19 protein-coding genes are annotated in these 18,997 nt (G+C 74.0%); 8 read left to right on the forward strand and 11 right to left on the reverse strand.

The window, feature by feature from the left end; genetic code table 11:
• Positions 1–258: 258 nt before the first annotated feature.
• Both ACH01S_RS32370 and ACH01S_RS32375 read left to right on the forward strand, forming a co-directional pair.
• The gene (locus ACH01S_RS32370; RefSeq protein WP_067900497.1) at positions 259–717 is read left to right on the forward strand and encodes a hypothetical protein; all 459 of its coding nucleotides are present in this window, start codon (positions 259–261) and stop codon (positions 715–717) included.
• An 87-nt stretch (positions 718–804) separates the two neighbouring features.
• Complete coding sequence (locus tag ACH01S_RS32375) at positions 805–2,502, forward strand: SpoIIE family protein phosphatase (protein WP_067900502.1); 1,698 nt, start codon at positions 805–807, stop codon at positions 2,500–2,502.
• Positions 2,503–2,513: 11 nt separating this feature from the next.
• Here the strand turns inward: ACH01S_RS32375 and ACH01S_RS43975 are convergent, their stop codons facing one another.
• Together ACH01S_RS43975 and ACH01S_RS32385 are read right to left on the reverse strand one after the other, a co-directional pair.
• On the reverse strand, positions 2,514–3,854 hold the full coding sequence (locus ACH01S_RS43975) for a cation:dicarboxylate symporter family transporter (protein WP_067900504.1): 1,341 nt from the start codon (positions 3,852–3,854) through the stop codon (positions 2,514–2,516).
• 116 nt (positions 3,855–3,970) lie between these two features.
• Positions 3,971–4,747 (reverse strand): IclR family transcriptional regulator domain-containing protein, encoded by a 777-nt coding sequence (locus tag ACH01S_RS32385; RefSeq protein ID WP_067900509.1) that lies wholly within the window; start codon positions 4,745–4,747, stop codon positions 3,971–3,973.
• Positions 4,748–4,850: 103 nt separating this feature from the next.
• Here ACH01S_RS32385 and ACH01S_RS32390 point away from each other — a divergent pair, with 103 nt between their 5' ends.
• Positions 4,851–5,504: a DUF4286 family protein gene (locus ACH01S_RS32390; RefSeq protein ID WP_067900513.1), complete on the forward strand. Its 654-nt coding sequence runs from the start codon at positions 4,851–4,853 to the stop codon at positions 5,502–5,504.
• Between the two features lie 28 nt (positions 5,505–5,532).
• Positions 5,533–6,096, forward strand: coding sequence for a carboxymuconolactone decarboxylase family protein (locus tag ACH01S_RS32395; RefSeq protein ID WP_067900515.1), 564 nt, complete (start codon positions 5,533–5,535; stop codon positions 6,094–6,096).
• A gap of 46 nt (positions 6,097–6,142) precedes the next feature.
• On the opposite strand, the gene ACH01S_RS32400 is transcribed toward ACH01S_RS32395, so the two are convergent.
• From ACH01S_RS32400 to ACH01S_RS32430, 7 genes are all read right to left on the reverse strand, one after another.
• Complete coding sequence (locus ACH01S_RS32400; protein WP_067900518.1) at positions 6,143–6,646, reverse strand: lytic polysaccharide monooxygenase auxiliary activity family 9 protein; 504 nt, start codon at positions 6,644–6,646, stop codon at positions 6,143–6,145.
• Positions 6,647–7,024: 378 nt separating this feature from the next.
• Positions 7,025–8,113 carry a glycosyltransferase gene (locus tag ACH01S_RS32405; RefSeq protein WP_067900520.1) on the reverse strand — a complete coding sequence of 363 codons (1,089 nt, stop codon included), beginning with the start codon at positions 8,111–8,113 and terminating at the stop codon, positions 7,025–7,027.
• Entirely contained in the window at positions 8,110–8,844 is a 735-nt protein-coding gene (locus tag ACH01S_RS32410) for a DUF2334 domain-containing protein (RefSeq protein ID WP_067900522.1), read from the reverse strand. Before ACH01S_RS32410 ends, ACH01S_RS32405 begins: the two co-directional genes overlap by 4 nt.
• Entirely contained in the window at positions 8,841–9,995 is a 1,155-nt protein-coding gene (locus tag ACH01S_RS32415) for a glycosyltransferase family 4 protein (protein ID WP_067900525.1), read from the reverse strand. The genes ACH01S_RS32410 and ACH01S_RS32415 overlap by 4 nt, the downstream gene beginning before the upstream one ends.
• Positions 9,996–10,360: 365 nt before the next feature.
• Positions 10,361–11,011, reverse strand: a complete 651-nt coding sequence (locus tag ACH01S_RS32420; protein ID WP_067900530.1) for a DUF4360 domain-containing protein — start codon at positions 11,009–11,011, stop codon at positions 10,361–10,363.
• A gap of 36 nt (positions 11,012–11,047) precedes the next feature.
• Positions 11,048–11,698, reverse strand: a complete 651-nt coding sequence (locus ACH01S_RS32425; RefSeq protein ID WP_067900533.1) for a DUF4360 domain-containing protein — start codon at positions 11,696–11,698, stop codon at positions 11,048–11,050.
• A 381-nt stretch (positions 11,699–12,079) separates the two neighbouring features.
• The gene (locus ACH01S_RS32430; RefSeq protein WP_067900535.1) at positions 12,080–12,757 is read right to left on the reverse strand and encodes a TetR/AcrR family transcriptional regulator; all 678 of its coding nucleotides are present in this window, start codon (positions 12,755–12,757) and stop codon (positions 12,080–12,082) included.
• A gap of 441 nt (positions 12,758–13,198) precedes the next feature.
• Between ACH01S_RS32430 and ACH01S_RS32435 the strand changes: the two genes are divergently transcribed.
• Positions 13,199–14,662 carry an MFS transporter gene (locus ACH01S_RS32435; protein WP_246236531.1) on the forward strand — a complete coding sequence of 488 codons (1,464 nt, stop codon included), beginning with the start codon at positions 13,199–13,201 and terminating at the stop codon, positions 14,660–14,662.
• A 718-nt stretch (positions 14,663–15,380) separates the two neighbouring features.
• Positions 15,381–15,947, forward strand: a complete 567-nt coding sequence (locus ACH01S_RS32445; protein WP_067900542.1) for a TetR/AcrR family transcriptional regulator — start codon at positions 15,381–15,383, stop codon at positions 15,945–15,947.
• A 40-nt stretch (positions 15,948–15,987) separates the two neighbouring features.
• Here ACH01S_RS32445 and ACH01S_RS32450 read toward each other — a convergent pair whose 3' ends face one another.
• Positions 15,988–16,959, reverse strand: coding sequence for an endonuclease/exonuclease/phosphatase family protein (locus tag ACH01S_RS32450; RefSeq protein WP_067900545.1), 972 nt, complete (start codon positions 16,957–16,959; stop codon positions 15,988–15,990).
• A gap of 121 nt (positions 16,960–17,080) precedes the next feature.
• Positions 17,081–17,599 carry a DUF6010 family protein gene (locus ACH01S_RS32455; protein WP_083981392.1) on the reverse strand — a complete coding sequence of 173 codons (519 nt, stop codon included), beginning with the start codon at positions 17,597–17,599 and terminating at the stop codon, positions 17,081–17,083.
• A gap of 44 nt (positions 17,600–17,643) precedes the next feature.
• Between ACH01S_RS32455 and ACH01S_RS32460 the strand changes: the two genes are divergently transcribed.
• On the forward strand, positions 17,644–18,822 hold the full coding sequence (locus ACH01S_RS32460; protein WP_067900548.1) for a sensor histidine kinase: 1,179 nt from the start codon (positions 17,644–17,646) through the stop codon (positions 18,820–18,822).
• Positions 18,819–18,997 (forward strand): response regulator transcription factor (locus ACH01S_RS32465; protein ID WP_157406339.1); only part of this gene is annotated, 179 nt, incomplete at its 3' end. The genes ACH01S_RS32460 and ACH01S_RS32465, both read left to right, overlap by 4 nt.

Here is an 18,997-nt window from a genome sequence, read left to right on the forward strand (position 1 = left end):
CCCGGAATCCCAGGGGGGAGGGCCGCGCCGCGTCCCGTGACGTACACTCGCGATGCCGAGTCCGTTCCCCGCGCGGGCCGCTCTGCCGGCGCCGTCCCCGGCGACACCGGAAACCGGTCCACGACGATCGGAACGGGCCCGCATGGCCCGGTGCACATAGGGAACCAACGCGGCAGTACGGCTGAACCGCGCCTGGTCCGTGAGATCGGCACTGTGGCCCGTCCCCGGTCCAGGCTTGTTTCTTGATCGGAGTGCCCAGTGACCACCGCGTCCGCACAGCATGACGCCGAAGACGACCAGGGGCCGGTCCTGCGCATCGGCCGATGGCAGTTGCCGGCCGGTCGGGCGGCGACCGCGCAGGCCCGCCGGACGGTCCACGGCGCCCTGCGCAGATGGGGCCTCGGCCCGGCGGCGGGCGACCTCACCGACCACATGACGGCGGTCGTCCAGGAGTTCCTGGCCCGCACCGCCACCCGGGCCCGCGAGCCGATCCACCTGCGGCTGGAGCTGCGGGCGTCGGCGCGGCTGCTGCTCGGTGAGATCTACAACGCGTTCCCCACCCCGCTGGAGTCGGCGCACCGCGCGCTCGACCGGGGCTGCCCGGGACGCGGCATCGTCGCCCTCACCTACGGGCGGCGGCCCGCCCGCGACGGCCGCTGGTACATCCATTCCTTCACCTGGTGGCAGCAGCCGGAGGCGGCCTCCGCCGACCAGTAGCCGCCCGCTCCGGACCGGGCGCGGGGCCCGGAGTGTCCGGGGTGAAACGGCGGGAATGGGCCTGGTGTCCGCTCCAGGGGGGTGAGGATGACCGGGCAGGTGGACGATCGGTCGGGCACGGCCCGCGACCGTCTCGTGGAGGCGATGAACGCCGGCGTCCTCGCCACCGACGAGTCGGGCCGCATCACGGCGTGGAACCCGAGGGCGGAGCAGATCCTCGGGTACGCGCGCGGCGAGGTGCTCGGCAGGCGGATGCACCGGTTCCTGCACCGCGACCCCGAGGGGCGCGTCCCGCCCGAGCGGCAGTGCCGCATGCTGCGCGTGCTGCACACCGGCGTCCCCGACCAGGGGGACGGCCAGCGGTTCGCGCACCGGGACGGGCGCCTCGTCACGTGCTCCTGGTCGTCCGCGCCGATCTACGCGTCCGGCGCGGACGGCGCCGGGCCGGTCGCCGGGCTGGTGACCGTCTTCCAGGACGCCGCCGGCCGGGACGCCATCGAGCGCGAGCGGCGCGACCGGCTGGCCCGGGAGCGGCGGGCGAACGCGCGGCTGCGGCTCGTCGCGGAGATCACGACGGTGCTGTCGTCCACGCTGAACGAGGAGGAGCTGCTGCGCAGGCTCGTCCGGCTGGTGGTGCCCGCGCTCGGCGACTGGGCCGAGGTCGACCTCCTCGTGCCGGACGGCCGCGTCGAGCGGGTCGCCGCGACGCACCGCGAGCTGTCGGCCGCCGACATCGCCGCGCTGGAGGGGCCGCTGCCGCCGCTGCCCCGGGCGCCGCGCGGGCCGCTCGCGCAGGTCCTGCGGGGCGGGGCGGCGGTCGTGGTCGGCGGCGGCGCCGACGTGCGCTCCGATGAGCCGCTCGGCGCCGCGCAGTACGAGCTGTTCCAGGTCATGGACGCGCAGAGCGCGATCATCGCCCCGCTCGCCGCGCGCGGCGAGACCTACGGCGCGCTGACGCTCGGCTACTCCCGGCCCGGCCACGGCTACGGGCCGGACGACCGGCTCGTCGTCGAGGACGTCGCGCGCCGCACCGGGCTCGTCCTCGCGAACGCCCGGCTGTACGCGGAGCAGCGCAACACGTCCGAGGCGATGCAGCGCAACCTGCTCGCGCCCCTGCCGCAGCCGGGCGACCTGCGGCTCGAAGCGAGGTACGTGCCCGCGACGCAGGTGAGCTGGGTCGGCGGCGACTGGTACGACGCCTTCGCGCTCCCGGACGGCGCGACCGGCCTCGTCATCGGGGACATCGTCGGCCACGACCTCCCGGCGGCGGCGCACATGGCGCAGGTCCGCAACATGCTGCGGGCGCTCGCCTGGGACATGGCCCAGCCGCCGAGCGCCGTCCTCGCCCGGCTGGACGGCGTGATGGCCGCCGTCAGCGACGCCGACCTCGCCACCGCCGTGTTCGGCCGCGTCGAGGGCGGTCCCGGCGGGCCGTGGCGGCTGCGCTGGTGCAACGCCGGGCATCCGCCGCCGCTGCTGGTCACGAGCGACGGCGGCACCCGGTTCCTGGACGAGCACGGGCTGCTCCTCGGCGAGCCCGACCTCACCGGTCCCCGGCCGGACGGCGAGTGCGTCCTGCCGCCGCTGTCCACGCTGCTGCTCTACACCGACGGGCTGATCGAGCGGCGCGGCACCGACCTCACCGACCGGCTGACCAGCCTGCGCAGGCACGGCTCCCACCTGGCCCAGCTCCCGCTGCCCGACCTGTGCGACAAGCTGCTGGAGCGCGTCGAGCCGAGCGGCGAGGACGACGTCGCCGTCCTCGCCCTGCGCGTCCCCGCCTGATCCGCGCCGCGTCAGGCGGGGCCTCCGGCGGGTGCCGGGAGCGGTTCGGCGGGCGCGGCGGCGTCGTCGGCGGGGACGCGTCCGGCGAGGACCTCGCGGGCGCGGTCGCGGTCGAAGACGCCCTCCCACCTGCTGACGACGATGCTGGCGAGCATCTGCCCGCACAGGCTCACGATGCCGCGCATCATGGACAGGAACCGGTCCACGCCGAAGATCAGCATGATCCCGGCGATCGGGACGACGCCCGTCGTGGACAGGCTGGCGGCCAGCAGGACGAACCCCGCCCCCGCGATCCCCGCCCCGCCCTTGGACGTGATGAGGAAGACGGCGAGCAGGCCGAGCTGCTGCCACACCGACATCTGGATGTCGAACGCCTGCGCGATGTAGAGGCCCGCGAACCCCATGTAGAGGCAGACGCCGTCGGAGTTGAACGCGTACCCGGACGGGACGACGAGCCCCACGATCGGACGCGGGCAGCCGAGCCGCTCCAGCTTCTCGATGAGCTGCGGCATGACGGCCTCGTAGTTGGCGGTGCCGAGGGTGATGAGCAGTTCGTCCTTGAAGTAGCGGTACAGGGGCAGGACGCGGATGCCGCACAGCCGCGCGACCACGCCGAGCACGACCAGGCAGAAGACGATGCCGGTGGCCCAGAACAGACCGACGAACGTGCCGAGGCTGGTCAGCGTCTTGGGCCCGAACTTGCCCGTGGTGTAGGCCATCGCGCCGAACGCGCCGACCGGCGCCAGGTACATCACCAGCCGGACGATCCCGAAGACGGCCTCGCCCACCCGCTCCACGCCCCGCGCGATGGGGACGGCCCGCTCGCCCATCATCTTCAGCGCGATGGCGAACAGCACGGACACGAGCAGGATCTGCAGGACGTTCCCGTCCACGAAGGCGCCGACCACGCTCTCCGGGATGATGTTGACGAGGAAGTCGTACCAGTGCTGGTGCTCTCCGGCGGCGGCGTACTCGGACGCCTTGCCGGTGAGCTTGATCGCGGCCGGGTCGGCGTGGACGCCGTCGCCGGGGCGCAGCACGTCCATCACGACCAGGCCCATGACCAGCGCGATCGTGGTGATCGCCTCGAAGTAGACGAGGGCCTTGACGCCGACGCGGCCCATGCCCGCGAGCGCCCCGGCGGAGACGATCCCGGTCACGATCGTGCAGAAGATCACCGGGCCGACGAGCATCCGGATGAGGGAGATGAAGCCGTCCCCGAGGGGCTGCATGGCGGCGCCCGCGTCCGGCGCGAGGAGGCCGAGCAGGGCGCCGAGGGCGAGGGCGACGAGGACCGTCAGCCAGAGCTTCGTGGTGAAGGCGGTCCGCAGGACGGACGTGGCACCGGACATCGCTCACCTCTGTTCGTCAGACGCACAGTTGTACGCCGGTTAGAGAGCGAGTGTGACCGACGTACCGGCGCGGGTCAAGACTCCGGCGGGCCACGACTTGCGGCCCCAGGGCGGGCCTAGGCGGACGGGACGAAGTCGATGTCGCGGGAGATGGCGTCGGCGGCCTGCACGACCAGCGGGACGAACCGCTCGTGCAGCTCGGCGACCGAGACGCGTCCCGCGTTGGCCGACACGTTGATGGCCGCGATCACGGCGCCCGACCGGTCGCGCACCGGCGCCGCCGCCGACCGGACGCCCTCCTCGCGCTCGCCGTCCACGACCGCGTAGCCCTGGTCGCGGACGCGTCCGAGCTCGGCGGCCAGCGCGTCCGGGTCGGTGATGGTGTTCGGGGTGAGCGGGTCGAGCCGCATCGCGGCGAGCCGCTCGCGGCGGACGTCCGGCGGCAGGGCGGCGAGCAGGACGCGCCCCATGGACGTGGGGTGGGCGGGCAGCCGCGAGCCCACGTTCAGGACGATCGACATGCTGCGCTTGGCGGGGACGCGGGCGACGTAGACGATCTCCTCGCCGTCCAGCGTGGCCGCCGAGCACGACTCGCGCACCTCCTCGGCCAGCCGCCGCATGTGCGGCTGGGCGCGCTCCCAGATCGGCAGCGAGGCGAGGTACCCGTAGCCGAGCCGCAGGACGCGCGGCATGAGCCGGAACCGGCGGTCGTCCACCTCCGCGAAGCCGAGCCGGACGCAGGTCAGCAGGATGCGCCGGGCGGTCGCCCGGGACAGGCCGGTGAGCTCGGCGGCCTCGCTCACGGTCAGCGTCGGGTGCTCCGCCGAGAACGCCTCCAGCACGCGGAACGCCTTCTCGACGGAGTCGATCACATCCGGGTCCTGCCTTGACATTCCTTGACTCCCGACTCCAAAGTAACTACCGACGCACGGACGTTCGTCAGTAGAACGAACTCCGCGGACAGCTCCCAGTCTGCGGCATGACGGAAGGGCCATCGTGACGGAAGGTCTGCTCTACGTCCTGTCGCAACCGCGCGACGGCGGCGAGGACGCGTTCCACGACTGGTACGACACCGAGCACGGCCCCGCGCGGCTCGCGCTGCCCGGCGTCCGCCAGGGCCACCGGTACCGGGCCGCCGACGGCGCGGCGCCGTCCTGGCTCGCATGGTACGACCTTGACCTGGGCGTCCTCCAGACTTCGCGGTACCGCGCGCTGCGCGACCGGCGCAGCGCGCGGGAGCGCGCCGTGATGGCGTCGCTGGAGACCCTCGACCGCCGCGTCTACGAGCTGCTGGACGACCACGGCGTGCCCGCCGCCGCGCCCCCGCCGCTCCTGCTCGCCCGCGCGATCACCGTCCCGCCCCGCGACGAGCCCGCGTTCCACTCCTGGTACGCCGAGGAGCACGTCCCCGCCCTGCACGCGCTGCCCGGCTGGCGCCGCACCCGCCGCTACGTCCTCCGGGACGGCGCCGCGCCCCGCTTCCTCGCCCTCCACGAGATCGACGACCCCGCCGTCTTCGCCACCGACGCCTACCGCGCCGCGACGGACACGCCGTGGCGCGCCGAGGTCATGCGCACCGTCACCGCCGAGGAACGCCGCACGTTCGCCTACCACAACAGCTTCCAGCCCAGCGGTGCGCCCGCACGCTGACCCAACGCCATCTCAACCGGGGGAATCCATGCCTGCCCGCGTCGCCGCGTTCCGGCCCGCCGACCTGACCGCCGAGCAGCGCGAACTCTACGACCGCCTGCTCGCCAGCGCCCGGGCGACGTCCAGCCGCCCGTTCCCGCTCGCCGACGAGGAGGGACGCCTGCGCGGCCCGTTCAACGGCATGCTGCTCAGCCCGGGACTCGGCGACGCGCTGCAGGAACTCGGCACCGTCGTCCGCTACGGGACGGGGTTCACCGCGCGCCAGAAGGAGCTGGCGATCCTGGCGGTCGCGGCGCACGAGCGGTCGGAGTACGAGTGGACCGTCCACGCCCACGCCGCGCTCCACGCCGGTTTCACCGAAGAGCAGCTCACCGCCGTCCGCACGGGCGCGGACTGCCCCTTGGACGACCCGGCGGAGGCGGCCGTCCTCACCGCCGCCCGCGAACTGGCCGCCACCGGCGACCTCACCGACGACGCCTTCACCGCCGCGACCGACGCGTTCGGCCTGACCCGGCTGTACGAACTCGTCACGCTCGTCGGCTACTACCGCCTGGTCGCCACCCAGTTGCGCGTCCTCCGGGTGACCGAATGAAAATGGCGGCCGGGCTTTCGCTCGACCGCCATTCCCTCACCGCGTATTACTGCACCTGCAGGTCGACGCAGGCGTAGAAGGCGTTGGCGGTGTCGGCGATGTTCCACACCGCCAGCACCTTCTGCCGGCCGGTCACGCCGCCGAGGTTGACGGTGTGGGACGAGCTTTGCCCGTTGAACGTCGCGAGGCGCCGTCCATTGAGGAAGTACTCGTAGCTCTTGGTGCTGTGCTTGGCGGTGAACGTCCAGTTGAACGTCACGGAATTGCCGACCGTGGTGGGCTTCCAGGGCTTGCTGTCATCGTCGAGGTCGGCGAACCGCGAGTTCCCGCCGCTGCAGCTCTGCAGGCCCTTGGGCCCTTCGACGCTCTGCGGCTCCCACTGGATCTCTCCGCACTGGACGACGTGCTGCGCGCACTGCGCCTGCCGGCTCGAGGGCGCGGACACGTACCCGTGCGCGAGAGCGGCGGTCGCGGGCAGGACGACGGTGACCAGCGGTGCGATTCCCACGCCCGCCGCGACCGCGGCGAGCCTGCGCTTGGACGACTTCATGCGGGACTTCCCTGTCTTTCGGGGGTGGGCAGGGCTTTCGTCAGGCCACCGGCTCCGCGCATGGACGCAACGCCATTGTCGGCATGGGAGCCGGGCGCTCGAAAAGGCCCGTAGCGTCTTTGCGCCGGGCCGGTGGCGGGGGGCGGGCTTTGAGCGCTCAGCCGACAGGAATTCTCCTGTCAGGTAGTGGAACGTTAACCCTGCGTCCCCTCCCCGGCAAGACCGCCCCGCACCCCCGAATCAACCCCCAATATGCCCCCGCAGGTAGCCGACCAGACCGCCGACCAGAACCCAAATATTCGTCACAACTTCCAACCAACGCACCTCTATATCGGCGAACATTGTCAAACTCGCCCGCCAGGCAAAAGCACCCGCTAGTCAGGGGGGTGTGAGGATTTTGAGCATTTGGGTGGTGGGGGTGGTCCAGGGGTAGTGCTCGGCGTGGGATCGGGCGGTGGTGCGGCGGGTTTCAGGGGGGAGGGTCAGGAGGGTCTCGGTGGCGTCGGCGAAGTGGGACGGGGTCGGCGGGGCGGCGATTCCGGCGTTCGGGGTCAGGAGTTCGCGGGCGGCGCCCCGGTCGGCGGTGACGACCGGGACGCCGCAGGCCAGGGCCTCCAGGACGGCCAGGCCGAAGGACTCGACGGGGCAGGTCGACAGGGCGACGTCGGCGGCCGCGAGGAGGCGGACGACGTCGGTGCGGCGGTGGACGTGGCCGTGGAAGCGGACGGGGAGCGACTCGCGGGCCGCGTAGGCGCGCAGCGGGGCGTGGAGCGGGCCGCTGCCGATGACGTCGAGGTGGACGGGGACGCCCCGGCGGCGGAGTTCGCGGAGCGTCGTCAGGGCCAGGTCGGGGCGCTTCTCGCGGGAGAGGCGTCCGAGGTGGACCAGGCGGAACGGTCCAGGGGCGGGCGCGCGCTCGGACGGGCGGAAGGTGGCGAGGTCCACGCCGAGCGGGACGCGGTGCAGCCGGGGCGTCCCCACGCGGGCGAACTCGGCGGCGGCGAACGCCGAGGTCGTCACGACCGCGTCGAACATGGTCGCAAGGCGGCGGTTCCAGCGGTCGGTGAGCGGGGCGACCGACAGCCCGGCGGGCAGGCGGGGGGCGAGGATCGCGTCGAGCCGCTCGTGGGAGAACAGGACGGCGCGGACGCCGTGGCGGCGGGCCCAGCGCGCCGCCACGGTGAGGCTCGCCTTGTCGGAGACCTCCACCACGTCCGGTTCGAGGCGGGCGAGGACGCGCAGCACCGGACGCGGGTCGAGGACGAGCCGGTACCCCGGCGCGACCGACGCGCCGGGAACCGTGATGAGCAGCCCCTTCTCGCTTTCCGTCCGGGTGTGGGAGCGGCCGGGGACGACCAGGGCGCGCTGGTGTCCGGCGGCGGCGTAGCCCGCGCCGAGCATGTCCACGGCGGTGCGCAGCCCGCCGGACACCGGGCTGTACAGGTTGGCGAGCTGGACGATCCTCATGCCCCGACCAGCGCCCGGTAGGTGGTCGGACGGCCGCCCGCGGCGACGGTCAGGTCGATGGCGGAGAGGGCGGCGCGGCGGAGGCCGGGACGGGTCAGGTCGGCGGGGTGCAGGGCGATGCGGAACGGCATGCGCAGGCGCGCGAACGTGCGGGCCGCGTCGACCATCAGCCGGGCCCCGGCCCGCTCCCCCGTCCCGCCCGGACGGTGCGACAGCGCGGGCATCCGGCGGATCGGTCCGCCGGGCAGCCGGTGGACGGCGAGGTGGCTCGTCCAGTAGGCGAAGCCGAGCGCGGCCAGCGCGTGCCGGGTGCCGGGGGACGCGAGCCAGCCCGGCGGCGTGAAGCCGACGACGTCGATGCCCGCGTCCGCGAGTGATTCCAAGCCCGCCCGGAGCCGCTGCCTGGCCTGCTCCTCGGTGAGCGTCCAGAACTCTCCGGCGCCCCTGACCAGCACGCGGTTGACGCCGCGCCGCCAGGGCGTGCCGCCGGGGACGCCCTCGTGCCGGTATCCGTGCAGGGCGAGCTCGTGTCCGCGCCGGGCCGCCGCGTGCAGGTCCTCGACGAGGTCGGCGTCGTCGGGCAGGGCCGGGCCGTCCCCGAACGGGCCGGGGATCAGCAGGAGCGTGCCGGGCACGCCGCGCTCGTCGAGGTCGGCGAGCCAGCGCCGGGCGGCGGACGCGGTGTCCGGCGCGACGTCGTGCACGGACACGACGAACGGGAACCCGCTCATGCCGCGTCGTCGGCGCGCTGGACGGCCGCCTCCCGCACGCACGCGCCGCCCGCCGCCTGGAGCGTCGCCTGGAGGTAGTGGTCGATCAGTTGCTCGCACACGACGTCCCAGCCGCGTCCTTCGACGGAGGCGAGGGCCCCGGCGGCCAGGCGCCGCCGCAGGCCCGGGTCGGCGGCCAGCGCCGCGACGGCCGCGCGCAGCCCGGCGCCGTCGTCGGGCGCGTACAGCAGGCCGTTCACGCCGGGCCGGACGAGGTCGAGCGGACCGCCCGCGGCGGCCGCGACGACCGGCACCCCGCAGGCGAGCGCCTCCTGGACCGCCTGGCAGAACGTCTCGTCGGCGCCGGTGTTGACGAACACGTCCAGGGACGCCATGAGCCGCGACAGCTCGGTCCCGGTCTGGAAGCCGGTGAAGACGGCCCGCGGCATGAGGCGGCGCAGGCGGCGCTCCTCGGGTCCGGCGCCGACGATCACGAGGCGCGTGCCGGGCAGGTCGGCGAGCGTCGCGAGCATCCGCGGGCGTTTCTCGGCGGCGAGGCGTCCGACGTAGCCGACGAGGACCTCGCCGTCCGGGGCGAGCGCGGCGCGCACCCCGGCCGAGCGGTGCGCGGGGTGGAAGCGGCGGCGGTCCACGCCGCGCCCCCACAGCGACAGGCGCGGGACGCCGCGCCGGTCGAGCTCGGCGAGGACGGGGGCGGACGGCGCCAGCGTCCGGTCGGCGCGCCGGTGCACGCGGCGCAGCCACCACCACACGGTCGGGTCGGTGCCGCGCAGCCCGTAGCGGCGGGCGAACCCGGCGATGTCGGTCTGGAAGACGGCCACGGCCGGGACGTCCAGCCGCTCGGCCGCCGCGAGCCCGGACACGCCGAGCATCATCGGCGCGGCGAGGTGGACGACGTCGGGCGCGAAGTCCCGCAGCACCGCGGTGACGCGCCTGGTCGGCAAACCGACGACGACCGACGGGTAGAACGGCAGCCGGACGCCGGGGACGAGCTCCACCCGCGCCCCCGCGTACGACTCGGGGCCGGGGCGGGGCGCGACGACCAGCGCCTCGTGCCCGCGCGCGGCGAGCTGTTCGAGGACGCGGCAGACGGAGCCGGTGACACCGTTGACCTGCGGGAGGAACGACTCGGTCACAATGGCGACTTTCACGGCACACAGGGTGACCGTCCCGTACGACCTTCCAACCGCTCGTATCGTCCGAAAAGACGAACAACACGAAAACCTTGCATCCGTCCATGCCGCGCGAGCGGCGGTTTCGCGCGGGGGGCGCGCTCGCGCGGGACGGAGGCCGGACGGCCCGCCCGGCGAGGCGGTTCGCCGCGAGGGAGGCGTGCCGCGAGGGGGGCGTGCCGCGAGGGGGGCGTGCCGCGAGGGGGGCGTGCCGCGAGGGGGGCGTGGTCCGCGCCGCCCGCCGCGCCCTCCCCGGGGAGGGCGCGTCCTGGGAAGGCGGCGCGGGAGCCGGGGGTGACCGGGCCGCGTCCTTCCCAGGGAGGTCGCGGCCCGGTCAGTTCAGATCAGCGTCGTGTCGGGCACTTCTTCCAGGCGAAGTGGTAGATCGTCCTCACGCCGCCGTCAGCGGAGTCGAACGACATGAAGCTGGTCTCGTCGGGGTCGGAGGTTCCCTTGTCGACGCGCAGCTCAGTGTTGATGTTGAAGTTGCGGTCCTCACCGCAGGGCTTCCAGACGAGGGCGGCCACCGGCGTGGTGTCGGTGAACTGCCAGTTGTCGGCGTACTTGCCCTTGACCGTGTGGCTGGCGACACCGGTCTGGGACATGCCCTGGTGGTAGTAGCTCGCACGCTCCAAGCCGGAGGCGCCGTCGGCCAGGTTGGCGTAGCCGCGGTAGTCGGCGCTGGCGATCGCGTAGGTGAAGCCCTGCGGGATGTGCACGCCGAGGCTCAGCTGGCAGTTCTTGCGCATGTCGGTCGGCTTGGACTTGCCGCCCGCCTGGGCCAGGTAGTCACTGTAGGTGACGGTGAAGGCCGTGTTGTCGGCCGCCGGCGCCACCGCGGCCGTCCCGGCGCGGCAGCCCGAGCCGTTGACCGTGAGGACTTCCAGCGTGATCTTGCCGGGGGGCGGCGGGTCGTTCACGGCGGCCTGCGACGTGCCGGTCGTCAGCGCCAGGGCCGAGAGGCATGCCGCCGACGCGGTCACTGCTTTGCGCATTGGTCGTTCTCCTTCAGGGTGGGGGTTGCGGGGCTACTAGCACTTCTTCCAGGCGAAGTGATAGGTCGTCTTGATGCTGCCGTCGGTGGAGTCCATGGCCATGAAGCTGACCTTCGACCCGTCCGAGGTTCCCTTGTCGAGGCGCAGCTCCGTGTTGATGTTGAAGTTGCGCTCCTCGCCGCACGTCCGCCAGACGAGCTGGGACACCGGCACCTTGTCGGTGAACTGGAAGTTGTTGTCGTAGGTGCCGGCCAGGTTGTGCGTGATGTATTGGGTCTCTGTGTTGCCCTGGAAGTAATAGGTGACCCGCTGAATGCCCTTGACGCCTTGGTTCAGGAAGGCGTAACCGCGGTAGTCCGTCTGGGCGATGGCGTAGGTAAAGCCCTGGGGGACGTGCACCTTCATCGCGATCTGGCAGTTCTTGCGGAAGTCGGTCGGCTTGGACGAGCCGCCGATCTGCGCCATGTAGTCGCTGTAGGTGACCGTGAAGGCTTCCTTGTCGTCCGAGATGGCGACGGCAGCGGTTCCGATGGGACAGCCCGAACCGTTGACGGTCGCGATCTCGATGGTCACCCCGTCGGGGCCGCGGACGAGACGCGGGACGGCCGCGGCGGCCGGCGCGACGGACGCCGCGGTCAACGCGAGCGCCGCGGATCCCGCGGCGACGAGTGCGATCCCTTTACGCATGCGATTCCTCTTCGTCGGGAGGGGAACTCTTTTTTCTTCGAATATCGAAGAGGCGGGCGCCGGAAATCCGGATTTAAAACAGCGCCCGTCAATGGACGTAGATCCAGGATCTCAACGGAGAGTAACTTTGCGCCCAAGTGTTGTCAATCGGCAGCTTTTAACTTTCCCGGGGCGCTTGTGATCGACGAAAGGGGGGACGCCGTTCGACCTGATCATCGATTATCGAACGTCAATGCTGGCATTTTTGACAAGGACCGTTCCATCACATGCCGGAGCATTCTGAAACGGCCCGGCGGGCGGACCGTAAAGGGTGTTTCGCACCGGCGGAAAACGGCCGGACGAGGCGTCCGCACGACCGCGTCGAACGTGTCCCGTTCCGGCCTAAAGACCGGTTGACGTGATCTGTGCGAGCAGCCCGTCCACGAAGGCGGCCAGGCCGCGGGCGTAGGTGTCGCGCGCGGCGGTCTCGGGCCAGACGTCGCCGATGGCGGCGAGCCGCGGCACCTTCGCCGCGTCCAGGTCGCCCAGCCGGGCGGGCGGCAGGTCACCGGCCCGGCGGCTCGCGGTGTTCGCGCGGACGAGCACCTCGCCGACCGTGTAGTAGTACACGCTGCGGAAGAGGTAGACGGCCTGCGCGGGCGTGCACCCGCAGTCCTCGGCCCCGGCGACGATGGCCTCCACCATCCAGAGGGCGTCCTCGTCGATGAGGCCGACGAAGCCGTCGGTCGTGACGACCTCGGCGACGAACGGCCAGGCCGCGGCGGCGTCCCGCATCGCGACCGCGCCCGCGACGATGCGGTCGCGCGGGTCGTCCGGCAGCGCGGGCCGCTCCATCCGGCCGAGGTGCTCGCTGAGCAGCAGGACCAGCAGCTCTTCCCGGTTCCGGACGTGGTGGTACAGCGTCGTCGCCCCGACGCCGAGCTCGGCGGCCAGCCGCCGGACGGTGAGCGCCTCCCAGCCGTCCCGGTCGATGAGCTCGCGCGCCGCTGCCAGGATCCGCGCGCGCGACGTCCGGGGCGGACGGCCGGTGCGGCCGCGCGGCGCGGGCTGTCGGGGCATCGTCCCATCATGCCGTCCCGGCCCCGGCTGCCGCCGGACGAGGGCGGCGGTTCCCGGCGGCCGGTTCCCGTGCTACTTTCGGAACATGTTCGAAAAGTCGTGGAGCACCGCTCCCGGCGGGGCCGCCGGGGCGCGGGCGCGCGGCGGCGTCCGGGCCGGACCGGCCGGGCCGGAGCCCGCCCGCGCACCCGTCCGGCGCGTTTTGAGCGGCCTTGAATTCACTCTTGCATCGGGCCCCGGTACGGCGCTGGCCGGACCATTCCGCGCCGGAAAGGCGGCACCGGCGAAACCGCCGCCGCCTTTCTTCGGACCGGCCGCTGGCGCGGCCGCAATTGGCGGCGGAGCGGCGCCGCCATATCGCACCGCCATATCGCGCCGCGATCCCCGCGCGGCCGATTGCGAGACGCGGGCGACGCCTCGTCGCCCGGGAAGGGAGCGGCTTTGAAGACCGGATCGGGGACGCGGCCGGGGCGGACGCTCGCCGTCGTGGCCGTCGTGCAGTTCATGGTGTCGCTCGACCTGTCCGTCGTGAACGTCGGGCTGCCGGAGATCGGGGCCGGGCTCGGCTTCGGCCCGGTGGGCCTCACCTGGGTGATCCACGCGTACGCGCTCACCTTCGGCGGGCTGCTCCTGCTCGGCGGCAAGGCCGCCGACCGGTACGGGCGCGGGCGCGTGCTGCTGCTCGGTCTCGGGCTGTTCGGGGCGGCGTCGCTCGCGGGCGGGTTCGCGCAGGCGCCGGGCCACCTCGTCGCGGCGCGGGCCGCGCAGGGCGTCGGGGCTGCGGCGCTGGCGCCCGCCGCGCTGGCGCTGCTGGCGGCGGCGTTCCCGGCGGGCCGGGCGCGCGTCCGCGCGTTCGGGATCTGGAGCGCGACGAACGCGGCCGGGGGCGCGCTCGGCGTCCTGATCGGCGGCGTGCTCACCGAGTACGCGGGCTGGCGCTGGGTGATGTTCGTGAACGTCCCGATGGCGGCCGCCGCGCTGGCCCTGGCCGCGCGGGGCGTCGCGGGAGGCCCGCCCCCGGCGCGCGGCGGACGCCCGGACGCGCTCGGCGCCCTCCTCGCCACGGCGGGCATGACGCTGCTGGTGTTCGGCGTCGTCCGCACCGACCGGCACGGGTGGACGTCGCCGGCCACGCTCACGACCCTGGCGGCGGCCGTCCTGCTGCTGGCCGCGTTCGTCCAGGTCGAGCGGACGACGTCGCGCGAGCCGCTGCTCCGCCTCGGCCTGTTCCGCAACCGGTCGGTCGCGGGCGCGAACGCCTACAACCTCCTCGTCGGCGCGGCGATGGCGTCGGCGTTCTACTTCATGTCGCTGTATCTCCAGCGCGTCCTGGCGACGGGGCCCGCCCTGACGGGGACGATGTTCCTCCCGTTCGCCCTCGGGGTCGTCGCCGGGTCGGTGCTCGCCGTCAGGCTCGGCTACCGCCTCGCCCCGCGGACCCTCCTCGGCGCGGGCGCGCTCCTCACCGCCGCCGGGTTCGCCTGGTTCGGCCTGATCAGCCCGGACGGCGCGTTCGCCACCGACGTCCTCGGGCCGTCGATCGTCGCGAGCGTCGGCTTCGGGCTGTGCCTCGGGCCGCTCGTCTCCACCGCCACGGCGGGGGTCGCGTCCCGCGAGACGGGCACGGCGTCGGCCCTGCTGAACAGCTCGCGCCAGCTCGGCGCGTCGCTCGGCCTGGCGGCGCTGGGCACCGCCGCGCAGCACCGCACGGGGGCGGCCGGCACGCCGTCCGCGCTCAACGACGGCTACGCCCTGGGCCTCGCCTTGAGCGCCGTGCTCCTGGTCGGCGCGGCCGTGCTGGCGCTGGTCGTGCTTCCGCGGGCGTCCGCCACGTCGTCCGAGCCGCTCTCGGCGGAGCCGGAGTCGGAGCCGGAGCCGGGACGGCGGCGGGCCCACAGGGCGTAGCCGAGGAGGACGGTCCCGGCCAGCAGCGCGCCCGCGGCGGCCGGGACCAGGAAGCCGAAGCGCAGCCCGATCGAGGCGGTGACGTCGACGCCGGGACGGCCGTCCAGCCGCATGACCACCACGGACCAGGCGCCCCCGGTCTTGTCCCAGGTCAGGGTGCGGGTTCCGGTGCCCTGGGCGGTGGCGACCCACAGCGGCCGCCCCGCCGGGGCCGGGGCCCGCGCGGCGCCCGGGACGCGCGCGAACGTCGCGCGGAACGGCTTCAGGCCGGCCGATCTGAAGTCGTCGTAGGCCGTCCCGCGCAGGTACGCCTCCACGTCCGCCTTCGGCCCGATCCCCACGAACACCGGCACGGACGGGTCGGACGGCCGGACGACGATCCGCACGCGCGCCGCCTCGCCGATGTCGGGGTTCGGGTCCGCCGCGTGCGCCCGGTCCATCCCGACGTCGATCTCGTCGGTCTTGAGCGCCGCCGTCGGCGTCCCGAACCGGTGCTGCGAGGTCGAGAAGTAGCCGCCCTCGGACGCCTGCAGTCCCCCGGCCGCGCCGAGCCCCGCGCCCGCGATGAGCAGGACGGACGAGGCCGCGCCCGCGAGGAGCGGCCGCCGCCTGCCCGGAGTCCGGGTCCCGTGTCGTCGTCGCGCCGTCATGGTCGCTCCCTTTTTAGTACGACTGTGTTACAACGGCGATGGTAACACAGGTGTGCTATAAAAAGTCCATGCCAAAAGTCGTGGACCCGGTGGAGCGCCGGCTGGAGGTGGCGGCGGCCGTCTGGCGGGTCGTCCGGCGGGACGGCCTGGAGCGGGCGTCGGTCCGCAACGTCGCCCGGGAGGCCGGGCTGTCGGCTGGGTCGCTCCGGCACTACTTCGCCACCCAGTCCGAGCTGTTCGTCTTCACGCTGCGGATGATCATGGAGCGGATCGAGCGGCGGATCGCGGCGCTGCCCGCCGAGCCCGACCCGCGGCGGCGGGCCGAGCGGATCCTCGCCGAACTGCTGCCGATGGACGCCGAGCGCGCCGCCGAGAACGAGGTGTGGCTCGCGTTCACGTCCAGGTCGATGGTCGATCCCGAGCTGCGCGCGCTGCGGAACGAGGGCTACGACGCCCTGCGGGCGGGCTGCCGCAGGCTCGTCGAAGCGCTCGGCTCCCGGAACGTCGAGTCCGAGACCGACCGGCTGCACGCCCTGGTCGACGGGCTCGCCGTGCACGCGGCGACGCGTCCGGACGTCGCCACGCCGGGCGCCATGCGCGCCGCCGTCGCCGCCCACCTCGACTCGCTCTCCTAGGAGAGCGAGCCGGAAGGCGGCGCGGGTCAGGCGGCGCGGGTCAGGCGGCGAGGCGGGTGAAGACCATCGCGTGGTCGGACGCCGGGTCGTCGCGGCGGGCCGCCGGGTCCTCGGTCACCGACGGGAGGGGACCGTCCTGGGCCCGCAGGGTGTGGACGTCGAGGGCGCGCCCGAGCAGCGCGTGCGACACCAGCAGGTGGTCGATCAGCTCGTGCCGCCGCTGGAACACGCGGGAGAACCGCTCCGCCTCGGGGATGCGCGGGGCGAGGTTCCAGAGCCGGGCCCCGTCGCCCTTGTCGGGATGGTCCGCGCCCGCCGTGCCCAGCTCGGAGCCGGGCGGGCCGAGCAGGATCTGCGTCGTCGCGGCCGTCGGCTCGTCGTTGAGGTCGCCCATCACCATCACCTGCCGGGACCGGCCCTCGCCCGCGAGCAGCTCGTCGGCGAGGGCCCGCGCGGTGACGGCCTCGGCCGTCCGCCGGTAGAGGGCGTAGGCGGCGACGCGGGCGCGCTCGCCCTCGTCGCGCGGCTGGAAGCGGTGCCGCCCGCCCGGTCCCGGCGGGAACGACAGCAGCTTGCTCTTCAGGTGGAGGGCGACGAGGTCGAGCTCCCGGCCATCGGCTTCGGTGACGCGGACGGCGAGCGCGCCGCGTCCCATCCGGTCCGCCGTCCCGCCGTCGTCGCCCGCCTGGATCGCGGCCAGCGGACGGGGGAACCCGGCGCGGTCCGCGATCACCTCCAGCGGGAGCCGGGACAGGAACCCGACCCGGATCGGGTGCTTCTCCTCGAAGATCGCGGACGTGGTGTGCGACCAGCGCCCGTCGAGGCGGCCCGCCAGCTCTTCGAGCGCGTCCGGGTCCCCGACCTCCTCGACGGCGAGGACGTCCGCCCCCGACGCGGTGATCGTCGCGGCCAGGCCCGCGAGCTTGGCCTCATAGGCGGCCCGGTCCTTCGGACCGAACTCGCCGCCCGGCTTGAAGAGGTTCTCGACGTTCCACGTTCCGACCACGGTCATGATCGCCCCCAGCGCCGATGGTCCATTTGCCCTGATACCCGTCATATCCCCAGGAACCCAAATGACCACGACATTTGGCCGGGTGAGGCCGCCCTGGCGCGGAGGCCGGCAGGAGCGGGGGTCAGAGCAGGAAGAGGATCGTCACGCCGAGGACGACGTCGATCACCGCGCACGCCTCCGCGTACGCGCGCCACACGACCTTGTCCGCCCGGTGGAGGACGACGTCCCAGGCGGTGTGCAGCAGCCACCCGGCCGCCACCAGGGCGATCTCCGTCCGTCCGCCGGCCGTGATCGCGGCGGCGGCGAGCGCGGCGTAGCACGCGAGGCCCGCGAGGTGGGCGGCGAGCAGCCGCCGGTCCGCGAACTGCCGCCGGGCGAGCCCGATGACCAGGTACTCCGCGCCGAGCGCGACGAGCAGCAGGGCGGGTGGCAGACCGGGGTCGAACCACGAGTCGAACGTCAGGACCAGCGCGAGCAGCGTCGGCCAGCGGTGGGGCAGGGCGCGCAGGACCCGTCCGGCCGCCGTCGCGGGCGCGGCGCGCCCGCCGTACCCTGGCCGGACGCAGTCCCGGCGGCGGGCCGCGGCGCGGACGCGGCCGAGCGCGGCGGATTCCGGGGGGTGATGCGTGTGGGTGTCCATGCCGAGAGTGTCCGGCCGGGCGGCGCACGCGCGGCAGGTGCGCGATGTCATCGGATTCCGTGAAGACCGCCCTGCCGGAGCGTGCGTCCGGACGGCTCGGCCGGGCCCGCCTCATCACGCTGCTCTGGATCGCCACCACGTTCTGGACGAGCCTCGTCATGCCCGGCATCGGGATCGTCCGGGAGCCGCGCGCCGTCCTCGCGGTGACCGGGACGGTCGGCGTCCTCGCCGTGACCGCCGCCCTCGGCGGGGTGCTGTACGCGACGGTCACGCCGTCCATGCCGGGACGCGTCCGGCGGCGGTGGGCGGCGGCGTTCACGGCCGCGTCGGCGGCGTCGGTCGTGCTGGTCGGGCCGGTGGCCGCCGGACGCTGGGACACCTGGGCCTGGCTCGCGGCGAGCATGGTCGGCGCCGCGCCGCTGCTGGTGCGGCCGGTGCGGGCGGCCGCCGTGGCGGCCGGGTGCACGGCGGCGAGCGTCGCGGTCGGCGCGGCGACCGGCGGCTCGGCGCGGGACGCGGCCCTGGTCACCGGTCTGATCGGGGCGTCGGTCGCGGTCGTCAACTGGCTGCCGGTGTGGATGTGGGGCCTGCTCGCCCAGGCCGAGGCGGGACGCCGCGCGGAGGCGCGCCTCGCGGCGAGCGAGGAGCGGCTGCGGCTGGCCCGCGACGTGCACGACCTCCTCGGCCATAATCTGACCGTGATCGCGCTCAAGGCCGAGCTGGCGGCGCGGCTCGCCGACCGGGACGGGGACGCCGCGCGGGCGGAGGCCGAGCAGATCCGGGAGATCGCGACGGCGGCGCTGGAGGAGATGAGGCAGGTCGTCCACGGGTACCGGAGCGTCGACCTCGCCGAGCAGCTCGACGCGGCGCGCCGGGTGATGGAGTCGGCCGGGATCCGCTGCTCGGTCGAGGGCGCGCCCGCGTCGGTGCCCGGGGAGGCCGCGTCCCGGCTGGCGCCGGTGCTGCGCGAGGCGATGACCAACGTGCTGCGGCACAGCCGGGCGACCCGGTGCGAGGTCGTGATCGCGTCCGGGCCGGGGGTGAGCACGCTGACCGTCCGGAACGACGGCGCGGCGGACGCCGCCGCCGATCCGCGCAGCTCAGGGCTGCGCGGGCTGGCCGACCGGCTCGCCGAACTCGGCGGCGGCCTCGCCGTCCACCGGGACGGGACGTGGTTCACGCTGACGGCGACCGTCCCGTCCACGGCCGGGGACGACCGGTGATCCGCGTCCTGCTGGCCGACGACGAAGACCTGATCAGGTCGGCGCTGGCCGCGCTGATCTCGCTGGAACCCGACCTTGAGGTCGTGGCGGAGGCGCCCGACGGGCGGACGGCGGTGGACGCCGCGCTCCGGCACCGTCCGGACGTGGCGCTCGTCGACCTGGAGATGCCCGGCCT

The organism is Actinomadura chibensis NBRC 106107, from assembly GCF_001552135.1.
GTDB lineage: Bacteria > Actinomycetota > Actinomycetes > Streptosporangiales > Streptosporangiaceae > Spirillospora > Spirillospora chibensis.